Source organism: Aeromicrobium sp. NPDC092404, from assembly GCF_040684095.1.
GTDB lineage: Bacteria > Actinomycetota > Actinomycetes > Propionibacteriales > Nocardioidaceae > Aeromicrobium.
The window spans coordinates 627,746-646,482 of the sequence record NZ_JBFBFI010000001.1; the positions used below are offsets into that span (position 1 = coordinate 627,746).

18 protein-coding genes are annotated in these 18,737 nt (G+C 70.0%); 15 read left to right on the forward strand and 3 right to left on the reverse strand.

Translation table 11 applies throughout. The annotated features are described in order from the left end of the window. Nucleotides 1-62 precede the first annotated feature (62 nt). The 8 genes from hisF to AB0N22_RS03300 are packed head-to-tail and all read left to right on the forward strand — an operon-like array spanning nucleotide 63 to nucleotide 6,566. Complete coding sequence (gene hisF, locus AB0N22_RS03265) at nucleotides 63-824, forward strand: imidazole glycerol phosphate synthase subunit HisF (protein WP_364636033.1); 762 nt, start codon at nucleotides 63-65, stop codon at nucleotides 822-824. Next, nucleotides 814-2,664, forward strand: a complete 1,851-nt coding sequence (locus AB0N22_RS03270; protein ID WP_364636036.1) for an ABC transporter ATP-binding protein — start codon at nucleotides 814-816, stop codon at nucleotides 2,662-2,664. The genes hisF and AB0N22_RS03270 overlap by 11 nt, the downstream gene beginning before the upstream one ends. Next, nucleotides 2,661-4,490 (forward strand): ABC transporter ATP-binding protein, encoded by a 1,830-nt coding sequence (locus AB0N22_RS03275; RefSeq protein ID WP_364636039.1) that lies wholly within the window; start codon nucleotides 2,661-2,663, stop codon nucleotides 4,488-4,490. The genes AB0N22_RS03270 and AB0N22_RS03275 overlap by 4 nt, the downstream gene beginning before the upstream one ends. 21 nt (nucleotides 4,491-4,511) lie before the next feature. Next, the gene (hisI, locus tag AB0N22_RS03280; protein ID WP_364636042.1) at nucleotides 4,512-4,859 is read left to right on the forward strand and encodes a phosphoribosyl-AMP cyclohydrolase; all 348 of its coding nucleotides are present in this window, start codon (nucleotides 4,512-4,514) and stop codon (nucleotides 4,857-4,859) included. Further along, nucleotides 4,856-5,431, forward strand: a complete 576-nt coding sequence (locus AB0N22_RS03285; RefSeq protein ID WP_364636045.1) for a Trp biosynthesis-associated membrane protein — start codon at nucleotides 4,856-4,858, stop codon at nucleotides 5,429-5,431. Before hisI ends, AB0N22_RS03285 begins: the two co-directional genes overlap by 4 nt. Nucleotides 5,432-5,468: 37 nt before the next feature. Then, nucleotides 5,469-5,672, forward strand: coding sequence for an HGxxPAAW family protein (locus AB0N22_RS03290; RefSeq protein WP_364636048.1), 204 nt, complete (start codon nucleotides 5,469-5,471; stop codon nucleotides 5,670-5,672). Nucleotide 5,673: 1 nt separating this feature from the next. Further along, entirely contained in the window at nucleotides 5,674-6,135 is a 462-nt protein-coding gene (locus AB0N22_RS03295) for a DUF4190 domain-containing protein (RefSeq protein WP_364636051.1), read from the forward strand. Between the two features lie 5 nt (nucleotides 6,136-6,140). Then, nucleotides 6,141-6,566 (forward strand): DUF2752 domain-containing protein, encoded by a 426-nt coding sequence (locus AB0N22_RS03300; RefSeq protein ID WP_364636054.1) that lies wholly within the window; start codon nucleotides 6,141-6,143, stop codon nucleotides 6,564-6,566. 25 nt (nucleotides 6,567-6,591) lie between these two features. Here the strand turns inward: AB0N22_RS03300 and AB0N22_RS03305 are convergent, their stop codons facing one another. Together AB0N22_RS03305 and AB0N22_RS03310 are read right to left on the reverse strand one after the other, a co-directional pair. Then, nucleotides 6,592-7,014: a DUF4190 domain-containing protein gene (locus AB0N22_RS03305; protein ID WP_364636057.1), complete on the reverse strand. Its 423-nt coding sequence runs from the start codon at nucleotides 7,012-7,014 to the stop codon at nucleotides 6,592-6,594. Between the two features lie 48 nt (nucleotides 7,015-7,062). Beyond that, nucleotides 7,063-7,392, reverse strand: coding sequence for a DUF4190 domain-containing protein (locus AB0N22_RS03310; RefSeq protein ID WP_364636060.1), 330 nt, complete (start codon nucleotides 7,390-7,392; stop codon nucleotides 7,063-7,065). Between the two features lie 104 nt (nucleotides 7,393-7,496). Between AB0N22_RS03310 and trpC the strand changes: the two genes are divergently transcribed. From trpC to lgt, 4 genes are all read left to right on the forward strand, one after another. Beyond that, nucleotides 7,497-8,303: an indole-3-glycerol phosphate synthase TrpC gene (trpC, locus tag AB0N22_RS03315; protein WP_364636063.1), complete on the forward strand. Its 807-nt coding sequence runs from the start codon at nucleotides 7,497-7,499 to the stop codon at nucleotides 8,301-8,303. Nucleotides 8,304-8,367: 64 nt separating this feature from the next. After that, entirely contained in the window at nucleotides 8,368-9,591 is a 1,224-nt protein-coding gene (trpB, locus tag AB0N22_RS03320; RefSeq protein ID WP_364636066.1) for a tryptophan synthase subunit beta, read from the forward strand. Then, a complete protein-coding gene (gene trpA, locus AB0N22_RS03325; RefSeq protein WP_364636069.1) occupies nucleotides 9,588-10,385 on the forward strand; it encodes a tryptophan synthase subunit alpha in 798 nt (265 codons plus the stop codon). Before trpB ends, trpA begins: the two co-directional genes overlap by 4 nt. 4 nt (nucleotides 10,386-10,389) lie before the next feature. Continuing rightward, complete coding sequence (lgt, locus tag AB0N22_RS03330; protein WP_364636072.1) at nucleotides 10,390-11,232, forward strand: prolipoprotein diacylglyceryl transferase; 843 nt, start codon at nucleotides 10,390-10,392, stop codon at nucleotides 11,230-11,232. On the opposite strand, the gene AB0N22_RS03335 is transcribed toward lgt, so the two are convergent. Further along, the gene (locus AB0N22_RS03335) at nucleotides 11,229-11,738 is read right to left on the reverse strand and encodes a glyoxalase superfamily protein (protein ID WP_364636075.1); all 510 of its coding nucleotides are present in this window, start codon (nucleotides 11,736-11,738) and stop codon (nucleotides 11,229-11,231) included. The genes lgt and AB0N22_RS03335 overlap by 4 nt on opposite strands. A gap of 100 nt (nucleotides 11,739-11,838) precedes the next feature. On the opposite strand from AB0N22_RS03335, the gene AB0N22_RS03340 reads away from it, so the two are divergent. The 3 genes from AB0N22_RS03340 to AB0N22_RS03350 all read left to right on the forward strand — a co-directional run bounded on the left by AB0N22_RS03340 (nucleotide 11,839) and on the right by AB0N22_RS03350 (nucleotide 18,691). Then, nucleotides 11,839-12,579: a VIT1/CCC1 transporter family protein gene (locus tag AB0N22_RS03340; RefSeq protein ID WP_364636078.1), complete on the forward strand. Its 741-nt coding sequence runs from the start codon at nucleotides 11,839-11,841 to the stop codon at nucleotides 12,577-12,579. Between the two features lie 105 nt (nucleotides 12,580-12,684). Continuing rightward, on the forward strand, nucleotides 12,685-17,235 hold the full coding sequence (gene gltB, locus AB0N22_RS03345; RefSeq protein ID WP_364636081.1) for a glutamate synthase large subunit: 4,551 nt from the start codon (nucleotides 12,685-12,687) through the stop codon (nucleotides 17,233-17,235). Continuing rightward, nucleotides 17,228-18,691, forward strand: coding sequence for a glutamate synthase subunit beta (locus AB0N22_RS03350; RefSeq protein WP_364636084.1), 1,464 nt, complete (start codon nucleotides 17,228-17,230; stop codon nucleotides 18,689-18,691). The genes gltB and AB0N22_RS03350 overlap by 8 nt, the downstream gene beginning before the upstream one ends. Nucleotides 18,692-18,737 lie beyond the last annotated feature (46 nt).

The following is an 18,737-nucleotide window of genomic DNA, read 5'->3' on the forward strand; positions in this document are numbered from 1 at the left end:
GGCTGCCAACGGCGGGACTTCCCCGCGCAAGGAGGGTCGGTGCCGACAGATAGGCTCGTCCGGTGAGCCTTGCCGTCCGCGTCATCCCATGTCTCGACGTCGACAACGGCCGGGTCGTCAAGGGCGTCAACTTCGTCAACCTGCGCGACGCGGGCGATCCCGTGGAGATGGCCAAGGTCTACGACGCCGAGGGCGCCGACGAGCTGACGTTCCTCGACATCACGGCGTCCTCCGACAGCCGGGACACCACGTTCGACGTGGTCGGTCGCACCGCCGACCAGGTCTTCATCCCGCTCACGGTCGGCGGCGGTGTCCGTACGCCCGAGGACGTCGACCGCCTGCTGCGCGCCGGCGCGGACAAGGTCGGCATCAACACCGCCGCCATCGGCCGCCCGCAGGTCATCGCCGAGATCGCCCACCGGTTCGGCAACCAGGTCCTCGTCCTGAGCGTGGACGCGCGCCGCAGCAGCGAGCAGCCGAGCGGCTTCGAGGTCACGACCCATGGAGGCCGTACGTCCGCCGGTCTCGACGCCGTCGAGTGGGCGCGCACCGCCGCCGAGCTCGGGGTCGGGGAGATCCTGCTCAACTCCATGGACGCCGACGGGACCAGAGACGGCTTCGACCTGGAAATGATTCGGGCGGTCCGTGGCGTTACACAAGTGCCACTGATCGCCAGTGGCGGCGCCGGCCGGCTCGAGCACTTCCCTGCGGCCATCGATGCCGGCGCCGACGCAGTGCTCGCCGCGAGTGTGTTCCACTTCGGCGACATGACGATCGGACAGGTGAAAGAGACGTTGCGAGCAGCAGGCCACCGTGTCCGATAGCACCACGGCTCCACCCGTCGAGGCGGCCGAGCCGGGCCCGGACGACCGCGACCTCGGATCGGCCGATCACACCCATGTGACCGGCCGGGGCTTCGCCCTGCTCGGACGTGGCATCCGCGAGCAGCGTCTCCTGTTCTCGCTGTCGGTGATCGGCAGCATCTCCTACGGCGCCATGACCGTGGCCGACGCGTGGGTGCTCGGCTGGGCGACCGATCACGTGATCCGGCCGTCCTTCGAGCGGGGTGAGGTTGCCAAGGGGGCCCTCGCGACGGCGATCGCGCTGTTCCTCGCCGTCGCGATGCTCCGGGCCTTGGGCATCATCGGCCGCCGGCTCATCGGCGGCATCGTGTTCTACCGCCTCATCGCCGACTACCGCCGCCGGGTCACCCGCAAGTACATCTCCCTGCCGATGGCCTGGCACCACCGCCATCCCACCGGGCAGCTGCTGTCCAACGCCAACGCCGACGTCGAGGCGACCTGGTCCGTGTTCATGCCCCTGCCGATGGCGGTCGGCGTGATCGCGATGCTCGTCGCGGCGATCATCGCGATGCTGGCAGCCGATGTCGTGCTGACGATCGTCGGTCTTGTGGTGTTCCCGGCCTTGTTCGCGATCAACGTGTTCTACCAGCGCTGGCTCTCGCCCAAGGTCTCGTACGCCCAGTCGCTGCGGGGCGACGTGAGCTCGGTGGCCCACGAGTCGTTCGACGGTGCACTCGTCGTCAAGTCGCTCGGCCGCGAGGCCGACGAGACCGAGCGCTTCACCCGCGTCACGCACGACCTGCGCGACGCCAACATCGCTGTCGGGCGCATCCGCAGCATCTTCGACCCGTTGCTCGAGGCGCTGCCCAACTTCGGGATCCTCCTGGTCATCGTGCTCGGCGTCGGCCGGGTGGCCAACGGGGCGGCCGATCCGGGCGACGTCGTCCAGGTCGCCTACCTGTTCACGGTCGTGGCCTTCCCCGTGCGGGCGATCGGCTGGGTGCTCGGCGAGCTGCCCCGCAGCGTCGTCGGCTGGGAGCGGGTCTCCTCGGTGCTCGATGCCGAAGGCTCGATGGCGTACGGGCAGCGCACCCTGCCCGGCACCGGCCCGGTCGCGCTCGACGTGGACGGCCTGACGTTCGGCTTCCCTGACGGCGAGCGAGACGTGCTGCGTGGCATCGACTTCGAGGTCGATCCGGGCAAGGTCATCGCGGTGGTCGGCGCCACCGGCAGCGGCAAGAGCACGTTGACGTCGTTGCTCACCCGGCTCGTGGACCCCCAGCACGGCGCGATCCGCGTCGACGGCCACGACATCCGCGAGCTGAGCCATGCCGAGCTCGCCCAGGCCATCGCGGTCGTGCCGCAGGCCACGTTCCTGTTCGACGACAGCGTCCGCGAGAACGTCACTCTCGGCGGCGACTTCAGCGACGAGGAGGTGTGGGCCGCCCTGCGTACGGTCCAGGCCGACGGGTTCGTCGCCAACCTCGCCGCCGGTCTCGACGCCGAGCTGGGTGAGCGTGGCACGACGTTGTCGGGCGGGCAGCGCCAGCGGTTGTCGTTGGCGCGGGCGCTGGTCCGCCGGCCCCGCCTGCTGGTCATGGACGACGCGACCAGCGCCGTCGACCCTGAGGTCGAGCAGCGCATCCTCAAGGCACTCGCCGCTCACACGTCCGACGACGACGGCCCGACCGTGCTGGTCGTCGCCTATCGCAAGGCGACGATCGCCCTGGCCGACGAGGTGGTGTTCCTCGACGAGGGCGTCATCGCCGACCGTGGCAGCCACGACGAGCTGGTCGAGCGATCCGCCGACTACCGCGACCTCGTCAATGCCTACGACCAGGCCCGGGAGGTGGAGTCATGACCGAGGTCCAGACGGACACCGATCGGCTGACCGGCCTCGCGATCATCCGACGTGGGCTGTCCCTCTCGCCGGCGATCAAGGACGGCCTCGGCCTGACCCTCCTGCTGGCCATCCTCAGCACCATCGGCGGCTCGGTCGTGCCGATCGTCATCAAGGAGACGGTCGACTCCGGTCTCGGCGAGGGCAACGGCACCGAGCTGAGCGACGTCGCGCCCTACCTCCTCGCCGCCCTGGGCATCATCCTCGCGTCAGGGCTGCTGGCCTACTGGATGCGCGTACGCCTGTTCGTGGCGAGCGAGCGCGGGCTGGCTCAGCTGCGCGTCGATGCGTTCCGGCACGTGCACGACCTGTCGATGCTGACCCAGAACTCCGAGCGCCGCGGCGTGCTGGTCTCGAGGGTCACCTCTGACATCGACCAGGTCTCCCAGTTCCTGCAGTTCACCGGGATCATGATGGTCGTCAGCATCGGCCAGATCATCATGGCGACCGGCATCATGGCCTACTTCTCGTGGCAGCTCACGATCGTGGTGTGGGTGTGCTTCCTGCCGCTGGGCATCAGCCTCAAGTACTTCGCCGAGCGGCTCAGCAGGGCGTACGACATCGTGCGGCGCACCGTCGGCGAGATGTTGGCGGTCATCGCCGAGCCCGTCGTCGGCGCCTCCGTCGTCCGTGCCTACGCGATCGAGCGGCGCACCCAGCAGCGGGTCGACGACGGCATCCGGCGCAACCTCGACGCCAACGTCAAGGCCCAGAAGCTGGTCGCCGTCACGTTCGCCTCGGCCGGGCTCGCCGGCGGCCTCGCCAACGCGGCGGTCATCGCCTTCGGCGTCGCGATCGGCCTGTCCGGGCAGCTGTCGATGGGCACCGTCATCGCCTTCGCGTTTCTCGTCGGACTGTTCGTCGGACCCGTGCAGATGGCGACCCAGGTCCTCACCGACGCCCAGAACGCGATCGCCTCCTGGCGGCGGGTCATCGACCTGCTCGACACCCCGGCTGACGTCGTCGACCCCGGCACGTCGGGCACGACCCTGCCCGAGGGCACGCTCGGGGCCCGGTTCGAGGGCGTGACGTTCGCCTATCCCGACGGCCCGGACGTCCTCAAGGACGTCGACGTCGAGATCGCGCCGCGTCAGCGCGTCGCGGTGGTGGGCGAGACGGGGTCGGGCAAGACCACGTTCGCCAAGCTGCTGACCCGGCTCATGGATCCGACGGCCGGCGTCGTGCGCCTCGGCACCCCAGGGTCCTGGCAGGACGTCAGCCAGGTCTCGTTCGCCGACCTCCGCGCCCACATCCTGATGGTCCCGCAGGAGGGCTTCCTGTTCGATGCGACCCTGCGCGACAACCTGCTCTACGGCAAGAAGGACGCCAACGAGGCCGAGCTGCTCGACGTCTTCGACCGCCTGGGACTCACCGACTGGTACGCCGCCCTGCCCCGCGGGCTCGACTCCCAGGTCGGCCAGCGTGGCGAGTCGCTCTCGGCGGGGGAGCGGCAGCTCGTCGCGCTCGTACGCTCGGCGCTCGCCGACCCGGAGTTCATCGTCCTCGACGAGGCGACCAGCGCGGTCGATCCGCAGACCGAGCTGCGGGCGACACGCGCCCTGGACCGTCTGCTCGAGGGGCGCTCGAGCGTGACGATCGCCCACCGGCTGTCGACCGCCGAGAACGCCGACCGCGTCCTGGTGTTCGATGCCGGACGTCTGGTCGAGGACGGTACCCACGCCGAGCTCGTCCGGCTCGGGGGTGTCTACGCGCGCCTGCACGCCAGCTGGGTCGCCCAGGCGTCGCTGTCGAGCCATCATCCTGTCGCCGACCCGGTGACGCCCTGACCCTCGGACGCGCCTGAGACAATGGTGGGCGTGAGCTCCCTCGACCCCGCCATCGCGGCGCGCCTCAAGCGTGATGCGCATGGCCTCGTGACCGCCGTGATCCAGGATGCCGAGAGCCGTGACGTGCTCATGGTCGGCTGGATGGACGACGAGGCGTTGCACCGCACCCTGACCACGGGCCGGGGCACCTACTGGAGCCGGAGCCGTCAGGAGTACTGGGTCAAGGGGGAGACCTCCGGCAACACCCAGGCCGTGCGCGAGGTCCGGCTCGACTGCGACGGCGACACCCTGCTCGTGCTCGTCGACCAGACCGGCCCGGCGTGCCACACCGGGGCTCGCACGTGCTTCGACGCGGATCGGCTGTTGTGAGAGTCCGCCGCCTCTATGCACCGGTGGTGCTCGGCACCCTCGCCGCCGGCGGACTCGCGTTCTTCGCCGCCTCACGGACCTGGGCCCACGTCCGCGTCGCGACCGACGGACTGCCGTCGGACTCGATCGACGTCTCCGGCTCCGACGCCCAGCCGCTGGTCCCGGCGCTGGCACTGGTCGTCGTCACGGCCGCACTGGCCGTGCTGGCGTCCTCGCCACGCGTCCGCCGGGTGGTCGGCGCCTTCACGGTCCTGGTGGCGCTCGGCGGGGCCGCCGTCGTGCTGCTCGGCGGCTCGTCCCTCGAGGGTGCCGTCGACCAGGCCGTCGAGGCGTCCCCGGCCTGGACCGGCACCGGCAGCCCCGACTTCACGGCGTCGGCATGGACGTACGTCACGGCCGCGGCCTTCGTGCTCGCAGGGTTCCTCGGCGGGGTCACCGCCCGGTTCGGTGCGGCGTGGCCCACCATGAGCAGCCGTTACGACGCCCCGGCCTCGCGCCCCACGGTCACGACCCCGCAGTCCGACGCGGACATGTGGAAGGCGTTGGACGAGGGCCGCGATCCCACCCAGTAGTCTGAGCCCAGATCACCACCACGAGGAGAATTCACCCATGCACGGATCTTCGCCCGCCGCCTGGACCGCCGTCCTGCTGTGCCTCGCCGGCATCACGATCGGCGGCGTCGCTCTGATCCCGGATCCGCACTGGGTCTGGTTCACGGTGGGCTGCGTCGTGACGCTCCTGTCGGGCCTGGTCGGCCTCGGCATGGCCGCCGCCGGTTTCGGCGTCGACCGCGCCGAGCACTCCGAGCACTGAGGTGAGCGACTCGCCGCAGTACCCGAGCTATCCCGGCTCGGACGAGCCCGGCGGCCAGGAGCAGCCGCAGCAGCCCACGCCGCCCGGCTACGGCCAGGCACCGCAGGGCCCGCCGACGTACGGGCAGCCGGCGTATGGTCAGCCGGCATACGGGCAGCCTGCGTACGGCCAGCCGGCCTACCAGCCGGGCTATCCGTATCAGGCGCCGCCGCATACGAATGGCAAGGCCATCGCCGCCCTGGTCCTCGGGATCGTGTCGATCGTGCTCTGCTACCTCGGGGTGCTGATCGGCCCCGGCGCGATCGTCTTCGGTGTCCTCGGCAAGAAGGACATCAAGCAGAGCAACGGCACCCAGACGGGTGACGGAATGGCGACGGCCGGCATCGTCACAGGCATCATCGGGACCGTCGTCTGGCTGGCGATCGACGTGCTGCTCGCCGTCTCGGTGGCTGCCGGCTGGTGACGCCGATGCCGAGCCTCGAGACCGAGCGCCGCGTGTCGGCGGCCGGTCTGCGTGCTCCGGCGCTGGTCGGCGCGGCCGGCCTCGGTGCCGCCGTGCTGCTGCACCTCCACGACCCGCACCAGTCCGGCTCCTACGGCTACTGCCCGTTCCTGCAGCTGACGGGCAAGCCCTGTCCGGGATGCGGCGGGCTCCGTGCCGTCAACGACCTGACCCGCGGAGACGTGGTCGGGGCCGCCGGCAGCAACCTGCTGGCGGTCGCCCTGGTCGCCGTCCTCGCGGTGGCGTGGGTGCTGTGGGTCGGACGCCGCCTGCGGGGCAGGCCTGACGGCATGCTGTCGATGAGCCTGCGGACCGGCCTGGTCGTGATCGGCGTGATCGCGATCTTCGGGATCTTGCGGGTCACCCCGTGGGGATCCTGGCTCGCACCCTGAGGCGCGAGCCAGGAGGTGGGCGGTCTCAGGTCCCGGGCAGCTCCAGCACGCCGGTGGCGAACAGGATGATCCAGATGACCGACAGGACCGTGGCGATGATGCCGAGCACCAGGCCGGCGGTCGCCATGCCGCCGCCCTTCTGCGTTCCCTGAGACGCTGCGACCTGGCGGCGACCCGGAATGCCGAGCCCGATGGCAACCGGACCGAAGATCACACCGCAGGCGCCGATGAGCCCGAGGACGATCGCGACGATGCCGGTGATCATCGACCACAGCGCGAGCTGGTTCTGCTTCGGGGGAGTGCCGTAGCCGCCCGGCGCCGAGGGGTAGCCGCCCGGCGGAGGCGGATAGGACCCTTCGGACGGAGGCGGTGTCGAGCCATAGCTCGGCAGGCCGCTGGTGGACGGTTCGGGGCTGTCACCCGGGTACGGCGGTGGCTGATTCGTCATGCAGCGAGCCTAGAGGTGGTCGTCCCCATGGCAACATCTGGCCGGGGCTCACGGGAGAAGAGGTGAGGCAACGGTCGCGAGAACAACCAGCGCGAGGGTCGTCGCCCCGATCGTGAGCCCGATGACCGCGACGAGATCCCCGTCCTCCTGGCCCTTCGACTCCTTGATCTCGCGCCTGGCATGCACCCCGCACGTGATCGCCGGGACCGAGAGCACGGCGGCGAGGAACGGCACGAGGAAGGCGCAGGGAAACGCGGCGGCACCGTAGAGCACGCTGTAGATCGCCTTGCGGTTGGTGGGCAGGCCCGCGCCGTCTCCGGGCAATCCCGACGACGGGTCGGGCTCGCCGTGGGCGGGCGGCGGCTCGTTCGTCGTCATGTCGTGAGCATAGTGACCAGGTGGCTCCGGGGAACCCGCGCGAGACCTGACTCACTCCGGGGATACTCTTGAACCAGTCCACCGTGAGTGAGGAGGCGGGTCCCATGTCCGTGCTCGACGAGATCCTGGCCGGCGCTGCCGAGGATCTCCGCGACCGCATGGACAAGACGCCACTCGACGAGCTCAAGGCCCAGGCCGCGCGACAGGACGAGGCGCTCGACCCGATGCCGGCCTTCCGGGGCGATGGCGTGTCGGTGATCGCCGAGGTCAAGCGCGCCAGTCCCAGCAAGGGTGAGCTCGCCGCGATCAAGGATCCGGCCGCGTTGGCAGCCGACTACGCCGCCGGTGGTGCGACCGCCATCAGCGTGCTCACCGAGCAGCGCCGGTTCGGCGGCACGCTCGACGACCTGCGGGCCGTCCGGGCCAACGTCGACGTCCCGGTGCTCCGCAAGGACTTCATCACGACCTCCTATCAGCTGTGGGAGGCCCGGGCCGCCGGTGCCGACATGGCCCTGTTGATCGTCGCTGCCCTCGAGCAGCTGGCCCTGGAGAGCCTCATCGAGCGGGCCAGGTCGATCGGCCTCACGCCGCTCGTCGAGGTGCACGACGAGGACGAGGTCGATCGTGCGGTCGAGGCCGGCGCTGACCTGATCGGCGTCAACGCCCGCAACCTCAAGACCCTCGAGATCGACCGTGGCACGTTCGAGCGGCTGTCGCCCCGCATCCCCGACGGGATCGTCAAGGTCGCCGAGTCGGGCGTACGCGGACCGCACGACGTGATCGAGTACGCCAAGTCCGGCGCCCACGTGGTCCTGGTCGGCGAGACGCTGGTCCGCGGTGACGACCCCCGCGCGAGCGTCGCGGACCTCGTCGCCGCGGGAGCGCACCCCGCCCTGCAGCACCGCTGGTGAAGGCGTCATCGTCCCGACGATGACGCGCCTTCGCCCTGCCGCTTCGACCTCTGAGGACTCTTGAATGTACGCACAACCTGACACCACGGGGCACTTCGGCCGCTTCGGTGGACGCTTCATGCCCGAGGCGCTCATCGCACCGCTCGACGAGCTCGACCGGGCCTGGACCGAGGCCAAGGCCGACCCCGAGTTCGCCGCCGAGCTCGACCGCATGCTGCGCGAGTACGCCAACATCCCCAGCCCGCTCTACGAGGCGCACCGGTTCTCGGAGGTCGCCGGCGCCCGTATCCTGCTCAAGCGGGAGGACCTCAACCACACCGGAGCGCACAAGATCCGCAACGTCATCGGGCAGGCGCTGCTCGCCAAGCGCATCGGCAAGCCGCGGGCCATCGCCGAGACCGGCGCCGGCCAGCACGGGGTCGCCTCCGCGACCGCGTGCGCCTACCTCGACCTCGAGTGCGTCGTCTACATGGGCGAGCTCGACACGGAGCGGCAGGCGCTCAACGTCGCGCGCATGAAGATGCTGGGCGCCGAGGTCGTGCCCGTCACGACCGGCAGCCGTACGTTGAAGGACGCCATCAACGAGGCGCTGCGCGACTGGGTCGCCAGCGTCGACACGACGTCCTACCTCTTCGGCACGGCGGCCGGACCGCATCCGTTCCCGAGCATGGTGCGGGACCTGACCCGCGGCATCGGCGACGAGGCGCGGGCGCAGGTCCTGGAGCTGACCGGCTCCCTGCCGGACGCTGCCGTCGCGTGCGTGGGGGGCGGCTCCAACGCGATCGGGCTGTTCACGGCCTTCATCGACGACGCCGACGTCAGGCTCGTGGGCATCGAGGCGGGCGGTGACGGCGTCGAGACCGGACGCCATGCGGCGACGATCACCGGCGGCGACGTCGGTGTCCTCCACGGGGCACGATCCTTCCTGCTCCAGGACGAGGACGGCCAGACCATCGAGTCGCACTCGATCTCGGCCGGTCTCGACTATCCCGGTGTGGGGCCCGAGCACTCGTTCCTGGCCGACACCGGCCGAGCGGCGTACGTGCCGGCGACCGATGCCGAGGCGATGGCGGCGTTCGACCTGCTGTGCAAGACCGAGGGGATCATCCCGGCCATCGAGTCGGCTCACGCCCTCGCCGGCGCGCTCGGGCTGGCCAAGGAGCTGGGCCCCGACTCGACGATCCTCGTCAACCTCTCGGGCCGTGGCGACAAGGACGTGCACACCGCCGCCGAGTACTTCGGGCTGATCGAGGAGCCGGTCGTGCTCGAGCCGGGGGTGGAGGAATGACCCGGATCGAGGAGCTCTTCGCGCGTACTCGGAGCGAGAACCGGGCGGCGCTCGTCGGCTACCTGCCGTCGGGCTTCCCGTCCAAGGAGCTGTCCATCAAGGCGATCGAGGCGATGGTCGAGGGCGGTGTCGACCTCGTCGAGGTCGGACTGCCCTACAGCGACCCGGTCATGGACGGACCGACGATCCAGGCTGCGGCGGAGCAGGCTCTGCGCGCCGGGTCGCGGACGGCCGACGTCTTCGACGTCGTGTGTGCCAGCGCCGCGACCGGTGCGCCGACCGTCGTCATGACCTACTGGAACCCCGTCGAGCGGTTCGGCGTCAATCGGTTCGCCGAGGCACTCGCCGGGGCGGGAGGTGCCGGGCTCATCACGCCGGACCTGATCCCCGACGAGGCCGCCGAGTGGGTCGCCGCGTCGGAGCAGTTCGGTCTCGACCGGGTGTTCCTGGTCGCGCCGTCGTCGACCGACGAACGCCTCGCCATGACTGCTGAGGCAGCGAGCGGGTTCATCTACGCCACGGCGGTCATGGGGGTGACCGGCGCGCGGGAGCAGACCAGCGCTCTCGGTCCCGAGCTGGTCGCCAGGCTGCGCAAGGTGACCGACAAGCCGGTCGGCGTCGGCCTCGGCGTGAGCAACGGCGACCAGGCCCGTGACGTCGCCGCGTTCGCCGACGCGGTCATCGTCGGGTCGGCCCTCGTACGCTGTCTGCTGGATGCCCAGGACGAGTCCGCCGGGCTCGAGGCCATCCGCCGGCTGGCCCAGGACCTGCGCGCCGGCGTCGAGAGGAACTAGCCACGTGAACGTCGCGTCATACATCCCCAGCCCGTCGAACGGTGTCTGGGACATCGGCCCGTTCCCCGTCAGGGCGTACGCGCTGGGGATCATCATCGGCGCGCTGGTCGCGATCTGGATCGGGGAGCGCCGATTCCAGGCGCGGGGCGGTCGCGAGGGGCTGATCGGAGACGTCGCGATCTGGGCGATCCCGTTCGGCATCGTCGGCGCGCGGATCTATCACGTGGCCACCGACCCCGAGCTCTACTTCGGCGGCGGCAAGCAGCCGATCGACGCGCTGAAGATCTGGGAGGGCGGGCTCGGCATCTGGGGAGCCATCGCCGGTGGCGCCCTCGGCGCCTACCTCGCCTGCCGGCGCTACGGCGTGTCGTTCTCGTCGGTCGCGGACGCCCTGGCGCCCGGCCTGCTGGTCGCCCAGGCGATCGGCCGCATCGGCAACTACTTCAACCAGGAGCTGTTCGGCAAACCGACCACCCAGCCGTGGGGCCTCGAGATCGACGCCGAGCACCGCCCGGACGGCTACGCCGAGTTCGCGACCTTCCATCCCACGTTCCTCTACGAGCTGCTGTGGAACCTGGCCGCCGCGGCGCTGATCATCGCGATCGACCGGAGGGTCAAGCTCACCGGTGGCCGGGCGTTCGCGCTCTACGCGATGCTCTACACCTCGGGACGCGTCTGGATCGAGGCCCTGCGCATCGACACCGTCAACCACCTCGGTCCGTTCCGGCTCAATGTCTGGACGTCGATCATCGTGTTCGCGTTGGCTGCGACCTACTTCGTGGCGACCCGCAGGCGGTCGCGCGAGGCCGAACCGGTCGAGGCGAGCAGCGACGAGACCTCGGCCTAGCCCTGGGCATCGGCGCGGCTGCTGATCTGCTGCACCGCCCACTGGTTGCCGTCCGGATCGGTGAATCGCACGAACCCGACGTTGTCGAGCGGCTCGTCCTCGGTCGCCGGCCGGTAGTCGAGGCCGTCGTAGGACACCACCACGCCGTCGTTCGCGACGCCCCGCTCGACCAGCTCGGTGTGCGCGGCCCGGATGTCGGGCACCACCAGCACGAGCCCGCGCAGCGATCCGGGCACCAGGTCGTCGTGATAACCGGACGACAGCTGGATCGAGCAGCCGGAGCCCGGCGGGGTGAGCTGGACGAAGCGTCGGCCCTGACCGGCGGTCTGGTCGATGTCGACGTTGAACCCCAGCCGGTCGCGGTAGAAGTCACGCGCCCGGTCCACGTCGGCAACCGGGACCTGCACGACCTCGAGCGTCCACTGCATGGCGACCTCCTGGTAGGAGCAACAGGCTACTGGCCGGGTGCCCGCGACGTGTGAGGTTGTAGGCGCTTCGCAGCCCACCAGACGCCTGCAGGTTCACACGACGCGGAGCGTCCACGGTGCCTCAGGACAGCCTGACCTTCGATGACGGGCGCACACCGGCGGACGTACGTTTCTCACCATGACCAACGCACCCGAGAGCACCGCACCGCTGCCCGATCCGGACGAGATCGAGCACGAGCACCCGGACGTCACCGGCGGCTGGCTCCGGCCGGCCGTGTTCGGCGCCATGGACGGACTGGTCTCGAACTTCGCGCTGATCATGGGCGTCGTCGGTGGCAGCAGCGCCAACGACACGAAGCCGGTCGTCCTCGCCGGCCTGGCCGGACTCGCCGCCGGCTCGTTCTCGATGGCCGCAGGGGAGTACACCTCCGTCGCGAGCCAGAGCGAGTTCGCCATGGCGCAGGTCGACATCGAGCGCGACGAGATCCTGAGGAACGAGCCGGCCGAGGAGGCCGAGCTCGCAGCGATGTTCATCGAGAAGGGTGTCGACGAGGACGTCGCCCGCGAGATGGCCGAGCAGATCCACCGCAACCCCGAGAACGCGGTCAGGGTGCACGCCCGTGAGGAGCTCGGCGTCGACGTCGACGACCTGGCGTCCCCGATGCTCGCGGCGATCTCGTCGTTCTTCTCGTTCGCGATCGGCGCGCTCATCCCGGTCTTTCCCTACCTGGTCGGCATCGAGTCGCCCTGGACCGCGATCGGCCTGTCGCTCGTCGCACTGTTCGCCTGCGGAGCGATCGTGACGCGGATCACGGCTCGCTCCTGGTGGTTCGGCGGCATCCGTCAGCTGGTGCTGGGCGGCGCGGCGGCCGGGTTGACGTACCTCGTCGGCGACGCGGTCGGCAGCGCGATCGGGTGATGCGACATCCCAGCAGTCGGCCGTGTAGCCTTGATCTGCTGTCCGAGGCCAACGTCGTCCCCGGTACGAGATTGTTCGTGACCCTGATGACGTGAAGTGAGGCCCATGATGCGCGCCCCCCTCTATTCGGCCCAGCCTCCTGCCCAAGGTCTGTACGACCCGCAGAACGAGCACGACGCCTGTGGTGTCGCGTTCGTCGCGACCCTGACCGGCGTGCCGAGCCACGAGATCGTCCTGCAGGGGCTGACGGCGTTGCGCAACCTGGACCACCGAGGAGCCGTCGGCGGCGACCCGGACACCGGTGACGGCGCGGGCATCATGATCCAGGTCCCTGACGCGTTCCTCCGAGGAGTCAGCGGGGTCGAGCTGCCCGAGGCCGGCACCTACGCAGCGGGCCTGGCGTTCCTGCCGACCGACGAGTCCGCGGCCGCCGAGGCCAAGGCGCGGGTCGAGGAGATCGCGACCGAGGAGGGCCTCACGGTCCTGGGCTGGCGCGAGGTGCCGATCGAGCCCGAGGTGCTGGGCCACGGCATGTCGCGCGCCGCGATGCCGGCCTTCGTGCAGGTCTTCGTGACGGCGACGGGCGAGGCGCAGAGCGGCATCGAGCTCGACCGCACGGCGTACTGCCTGCGCAAGCGTGCCGAGCACGAGCTCGAGGTCTACTTCCCCTCGCTGTCCAGTCGCACGCTGGTCTACAAGGGCATGCTGACGCCGGAGCAGCTCGAGGGGTTCTTCCCCGACCTGGCCGACCCGCGCATGGAGTCGGCGATGGCGATCGTGCACAGCCGGTTCTCGACCAACACGTTCCCCAGCTGGCCGTTGGCGCACCCGTTCCGCTTCATCGCCCACAACGGCGAGATCAACACCGCGCGGGGCAACCGCAACTGGATGCGCGCGCGCGAGGCGCTGCTCGAGAGCGACCTGATCCCCGGCGACCTCAGCCGGCTGTTCCCCGTCTGCGACCCGCTCGGCAGCGACACCGCATCGTTCGACGAGGTGCTGGAGCTGCTGCACCTCGGCGGCCGCAGCCTGCCGCACGCCGTCATGATGATGATTCCCGAGGCCTGGGAGAACGACGAGGACATGGACCCCGCCCGCCGGGCGTTCTACGAGTTCCACTCCTCCGTCATGGAGCCGTGGGACGGTCCCGCCGCCATCGCCTTCACCGACGGCAACCAGATCGGTGCGGTGCTCGACCGCAACGGCCTGCGCCCCGGTCGCTACTGGGTGACCGAGGACGGCCTCGTCGTGCTCGCCTCCGAGGCCGGCGTGCTCGACCTCGACCAGAAGAAGATCACCCGCAAGGGTCGTCTCGAGCCCGGCAAGATGTTCCTGCTCGACCTCGACGAGCACCGCATCATCGAGGACCACGAGATCAAGAACACCCTCGCCTCGGAGCACCCGTACGACGAGTGGCTCTACTCGGGACTCGTGCGGTTCGAGGACCTGCCCGACCTCGAGCACATCGTGCACACCCACGCCTCGGTGACCCGGCGCCAGCAGGTGTTCGGCTACACCGAGGAGGAGCTGCGCCTGCTCATCGCGCCCATCGCGCGCACCGGCGCGGAGGCCATCGGCTCGATGGGCACCGACACGCCCATCGCGGCGCTGTCGAACCGGCCGCGCCAGCTGTTCGACTACTTCTCGCAGCTGTTCGCGCAGGTCACCAACCCGCCGCTGGACGCGATCCGCGAAGAGGTCGTCACGTCGCTGGCCGGCACGATCGGGCCCGAGCGCAACCTGCTCGCGCCCAGTCCCGCGTCGTGCCGCATGCTGCAGCTGCCGTTCCCGGTGCTCGACAACGACGAGCTCGCCAAGATTCGGCACATGAACAAGGACGGCGACATGCCGGGCTTCTCGGTGCACGTCGTCCGCGGCCTCTACGACGTCCATGGCGGAGGAGGAGCGCTCAAGCAGAAGCTGGAGGAGATCTGCGCCGAGGTCTCGGCCGCGATCTCGCGGGGGGCTCGCATCATCGTCTTGTCGGACCGGCACTCCAACGCCGACCTGGCCCCGATCCCGTCGCTGCTGCTGACCGGCGCGGTCCACCACCACATGGTGCGCGAGAAGCTCCGGACGCAGGCCGGGCTCATCATCGAGGCCGGCGACGTCCGCGAGGTGCACCACGTCGCGCTGCTGATCGGCTACGGCGCCACCGCCGTCAACCCCTACCTCGTGCTCGAGTCGGCCGAGGACCTGGCGCGCGAGAAGGTCTTCGTCGAGGACGTCGAGCCCGGCAAGGCCCTGCGCAACGTCGCGTACGGCCTGGGCAAGGGCGTGCTCAAGGTCATGAGCAAGATGGGCGTCTCGACTGTGGCGTCCTACACCGGCGCGCAGATCTTCGAGGCCGTCGGGCTGTCCCATGACCTCGTCGACGCCTACTTCACCGGCACGTCCTCCAAGCTGGGCGGCGTCGGCCTCGACGTGCTCGCCGCGGAGGTCCGCTCACGACACCTCAAGGCGTACCCGACGAGCGGCATCGCCGCCTCACGCCGGCACCTCGAGGTCGGCGGCGAGTACCAGTGGCGTCGCGGGGGATCGGAGCACCTCTTCGACCCCGAGACGGTCTTCCGCCTGCAGCACTCCACGCGCACCGGCAGCTACGAGATCTTCAAGCAGTACACCTCGCGCGTCGACGACCAGTCCGAACGCCTCATGACGCTGCGCGGGCTGTTCAGCTTCCGCGAGGGGGAGCGTCCGCCCGTCCCGATCGACGAGGTCGAGCCGGTCTCCGAGATCGTCAAGCGGTTCTCGACCGGCGCCATGTCGTACGGCTCGATCAGCCAGGAGGCGCACGAGACCCTCGCGATCGCGATGAACCGTCTCGGCGGCAAGTCCAACACCGGCGAGGGTGGCGAGGACCCCGAGCGCCTGTACGACCCCGAGCGCCGCTCGGCGATCAAGCAGGTCGCCTCCGGGCGCTTCGGTGTCACGTCGGAGTACCTCACCAACTCCGACGACATCCAGATCAAGATGGCGCAGGGTGCCAAGCCCGGTGAGGGCGGTCAGCTGCCCGGCCCCAAGGTCTATCCCTGGGTCGCGAGGACGCGGCACTCCACGCCCGGCGTCGGGCTCATCTCGCCGCCGCCCCACCACGACATCTACTCGATCGAGGACCTCAAGCAGCTGATCCACGACCTCAAGAACGCCAACCCGTCGGCACGCGTGCACGTCAAGCTCGTGTCCGAGATCGGGGTGGGCACGGTCGCTGCCGGCGTCTCGAAGGCCAAGGCCGACGTCGTCCTGATCTCCGGGCACGACGGTGGCACCGGCGCGTCCCCGCTGACGTCGCTCAAGCACGCAGGCGGTCCGTGGGAGCTCGGCCTGGCCGAGACCCAGCAGACGCTGCTGCTCAACGGGCTGCGGGACCGCATCGTCGTGCAGGCCGACGGGCAGCTCAAGACCGGTCGCGACGTCGTGATCGCCGCGCTGCTCGGTGCCGAGGAGTTCGGCTTCGCCACGGCGCCGCTGGTCGTCAGCGGCTGCATCATGATGCGGGTCTGCCACCTCGACACGTGCCCGGTCGGCGTCGCGACGCAAAACAAGGCGCTGCGCGACAAGTACGCCGGCAAGGCCGAGTACGTCGTCAACTTCTTCGAGTTCATCGCCGAGGAGGTCCGCGAGATCCTGGCACAGCTCGGCTACCGCTCGATCGACGAGGCCGTCGGTCACGCCGAGATGCTCGACGTCCGCAAGGCGGTCGACCACTGGAAGGCTGACGGGCTCGACCTGTCGCCGATCCTGCACGTCCCGGAGCTCCCCGAAGGTGCAGCGCTGCGCAACACGACGGGGCAGGACCACAGCCTCGACAGGGCGCTCGACAACGAGCTCATCGCCCTCAGCGCTGACGCGCTCGAGAGCGGGGAGCCCGTGCGCGCCCAGGTCGACATCCGCAACGTCAACCGTACGGTCGGCACGATGTTGGGCCACGAGGTCACCAAGCGCTACCGCGGCGAGGGCCTGCCGGAGAACACGATCGACATCACGTTCCTCGGCTCGGCCGGCCAGTCGTTCGGGGCGTTCGTGCCCAAGGGCGTCACGTTGCGGCTGGAGGGTGACGGCAACGACTACGTCGGCAAGGGCCTGTCCGGCGGCCGCATCGTCGTGCGCCCCCCGCGGGAGGTGCAGTTCACCGCCGAGGCGCAGATCGTCGCCGGCAACGTGATCGGCTTCGGAGCCACCAGCGGGGAGATCTTCCTGCGCGGCAAGGTCGGCGAGCGCTTCTGCGTCCGCAACTCCGGCGTGAGCGCCGTCGTCGAGGGCGTGGGCGACCACGCGTGCGAGTACATGACGGGTGGCCGCGTGGTGATCCTCGGTCCCACCGGGCGCAACGTGGCCGCCGGCATGAGTGGCGGTTCGGCGTACGTCTTGGACCTCGACGCGTCGAGGGTCAACCTCGACATGGTCGAGCTGAGGCCCGTCGAGGGCACCGCCGCCGAAGAGCTGAGAACGCTCGTCCAGAAGCACATGGAGGAGACCGGCTCGGTGGTCGCCGAGCAGCTGCTTGGCAGCTGGGAGCAGTCGCTCGCCCGCTTCACCGAGATCATGCCGGTCAACTACCGGCTGGTGCTCGAGGCGCGCGACGCCGCCGAGTCCGAAGGACTGTCCGAGGAAGACACGACCGCACGCATGATGGAGGTGGCCGCACGTGGCTGATCCCAGAGGTTTCATCACCACGCCCCGCAAGGTTGCCGAACGGCGCCCGGTCGAGGAGCGGGTCAACGACTGGAAAGAGGTCTACCCCGGTGGACCCGGCCGCGCGCTGCTGCCGATCATCACCGAGCAGGCCGGCCGCTGCATGGACTGCGGCATCCCGTTCTGCCATTCGGGCTGCCCGCTGGGCAACCTGATCCCCGAGTGGAACGACCTCGTGTGGCGCGAGGACTGGGACGAGGCCCTCGACCGGCTCCACGCGACCAACAACTTCCCCGAGTTCACCGGCCGGCTGTGCCCCGCGCCGTGCGAGACGGCGTGCGTCGTCGGGATCAACCGCGACGCCGTGACGATCAAGAACGTCGAGGTCTCGATCATCGACAAGGCCTGGGACGACCGTCAGGTCCGCCCGGAGCCGCCGGAGTGGCTGACCGGCAAGACCGTCGCCGTCGTCGGCTCGGGTCCGGCCGGGCTCGCCGCCGCCCAGCAGCTGACGCGTGCGGGCCACACCGTCGCCGTGTACGAGCGCGACGACAAGCCCGGCGGTCTGCTTCGCTACGGCATCCCCGAGTTCAAGATGGAAAAGCTCCAGGTCGACCGCCGCATCGACCAGATGCAGCGCGAGGGCACCGTCTTCCGTACGGGCGTGCAGGTCGGCGACACGCTGACCGGGCACCAGCTGCGGGACCGCTACGACGCGGTCGTGCTCGCGATCGGCGCCACCGTGCGGCGCGACCTGCCGGTGCCGGGGCGTGAGCTCGCCGGGATCCACCAGGCGATGGAGTTCCTCCCGCAGGCCAACCGCGTCGCGCTCGGCGAGGAGGTCGAGGACCAGATCGTCGCGACCGACAAGGACGTCATCATCATCGGCGGTGGCGACACCGGTGCCGACTGCCTCGGCACCTCGGTGCGCCAGGGCGCCAGGTCGATCACCCAGCTGGAGATCATGCCCAACCCGGGCACGGATCGTCCCGAGACCCAGCCGTGGCCGACGTACCCGATGATCTACCGCGTCTCGTCGGCACACGAGGAGGCGGGGGACCGCGTCTACTCGATCTCCACCAAGGAGTTCCTCGGCGAGGACGGCCACGTCAGCGGGCTGCGACTCGTCGAGGTCGAGATGGTCGACGGGACGTTCGAGGAGGTCGAGGGGTCCGAGCGGGTCGTGCCGGCTCAGCTGGTGCTGTTCGCGATGGGCTTCACGGGTCCGGAGCAGGAAGGCCTGGTCGACCAGCTCGGCGTCGAGCTGGACGAGCGCGGCAACGTCAAGCGCGACCGGCGCTACATGTCGAGTGTCGACGGCGTGTTCGTCGCCGGTGACGCGGGGCGCGGCCAGTCGCTCATCGTCTGGGCCATCGCCGAGGGCCGTTCCGCGGCTGCCGGCGTGGACGCCTATCTGTCCGGATCGACCAACCTGCCGGCTCCGATTCCGCCGAATGCGCGGCCTTTGACGGTGTGACGGAATGTCTCACCTAATTTGTTGCGCCAAACCACTTAAGTGACTC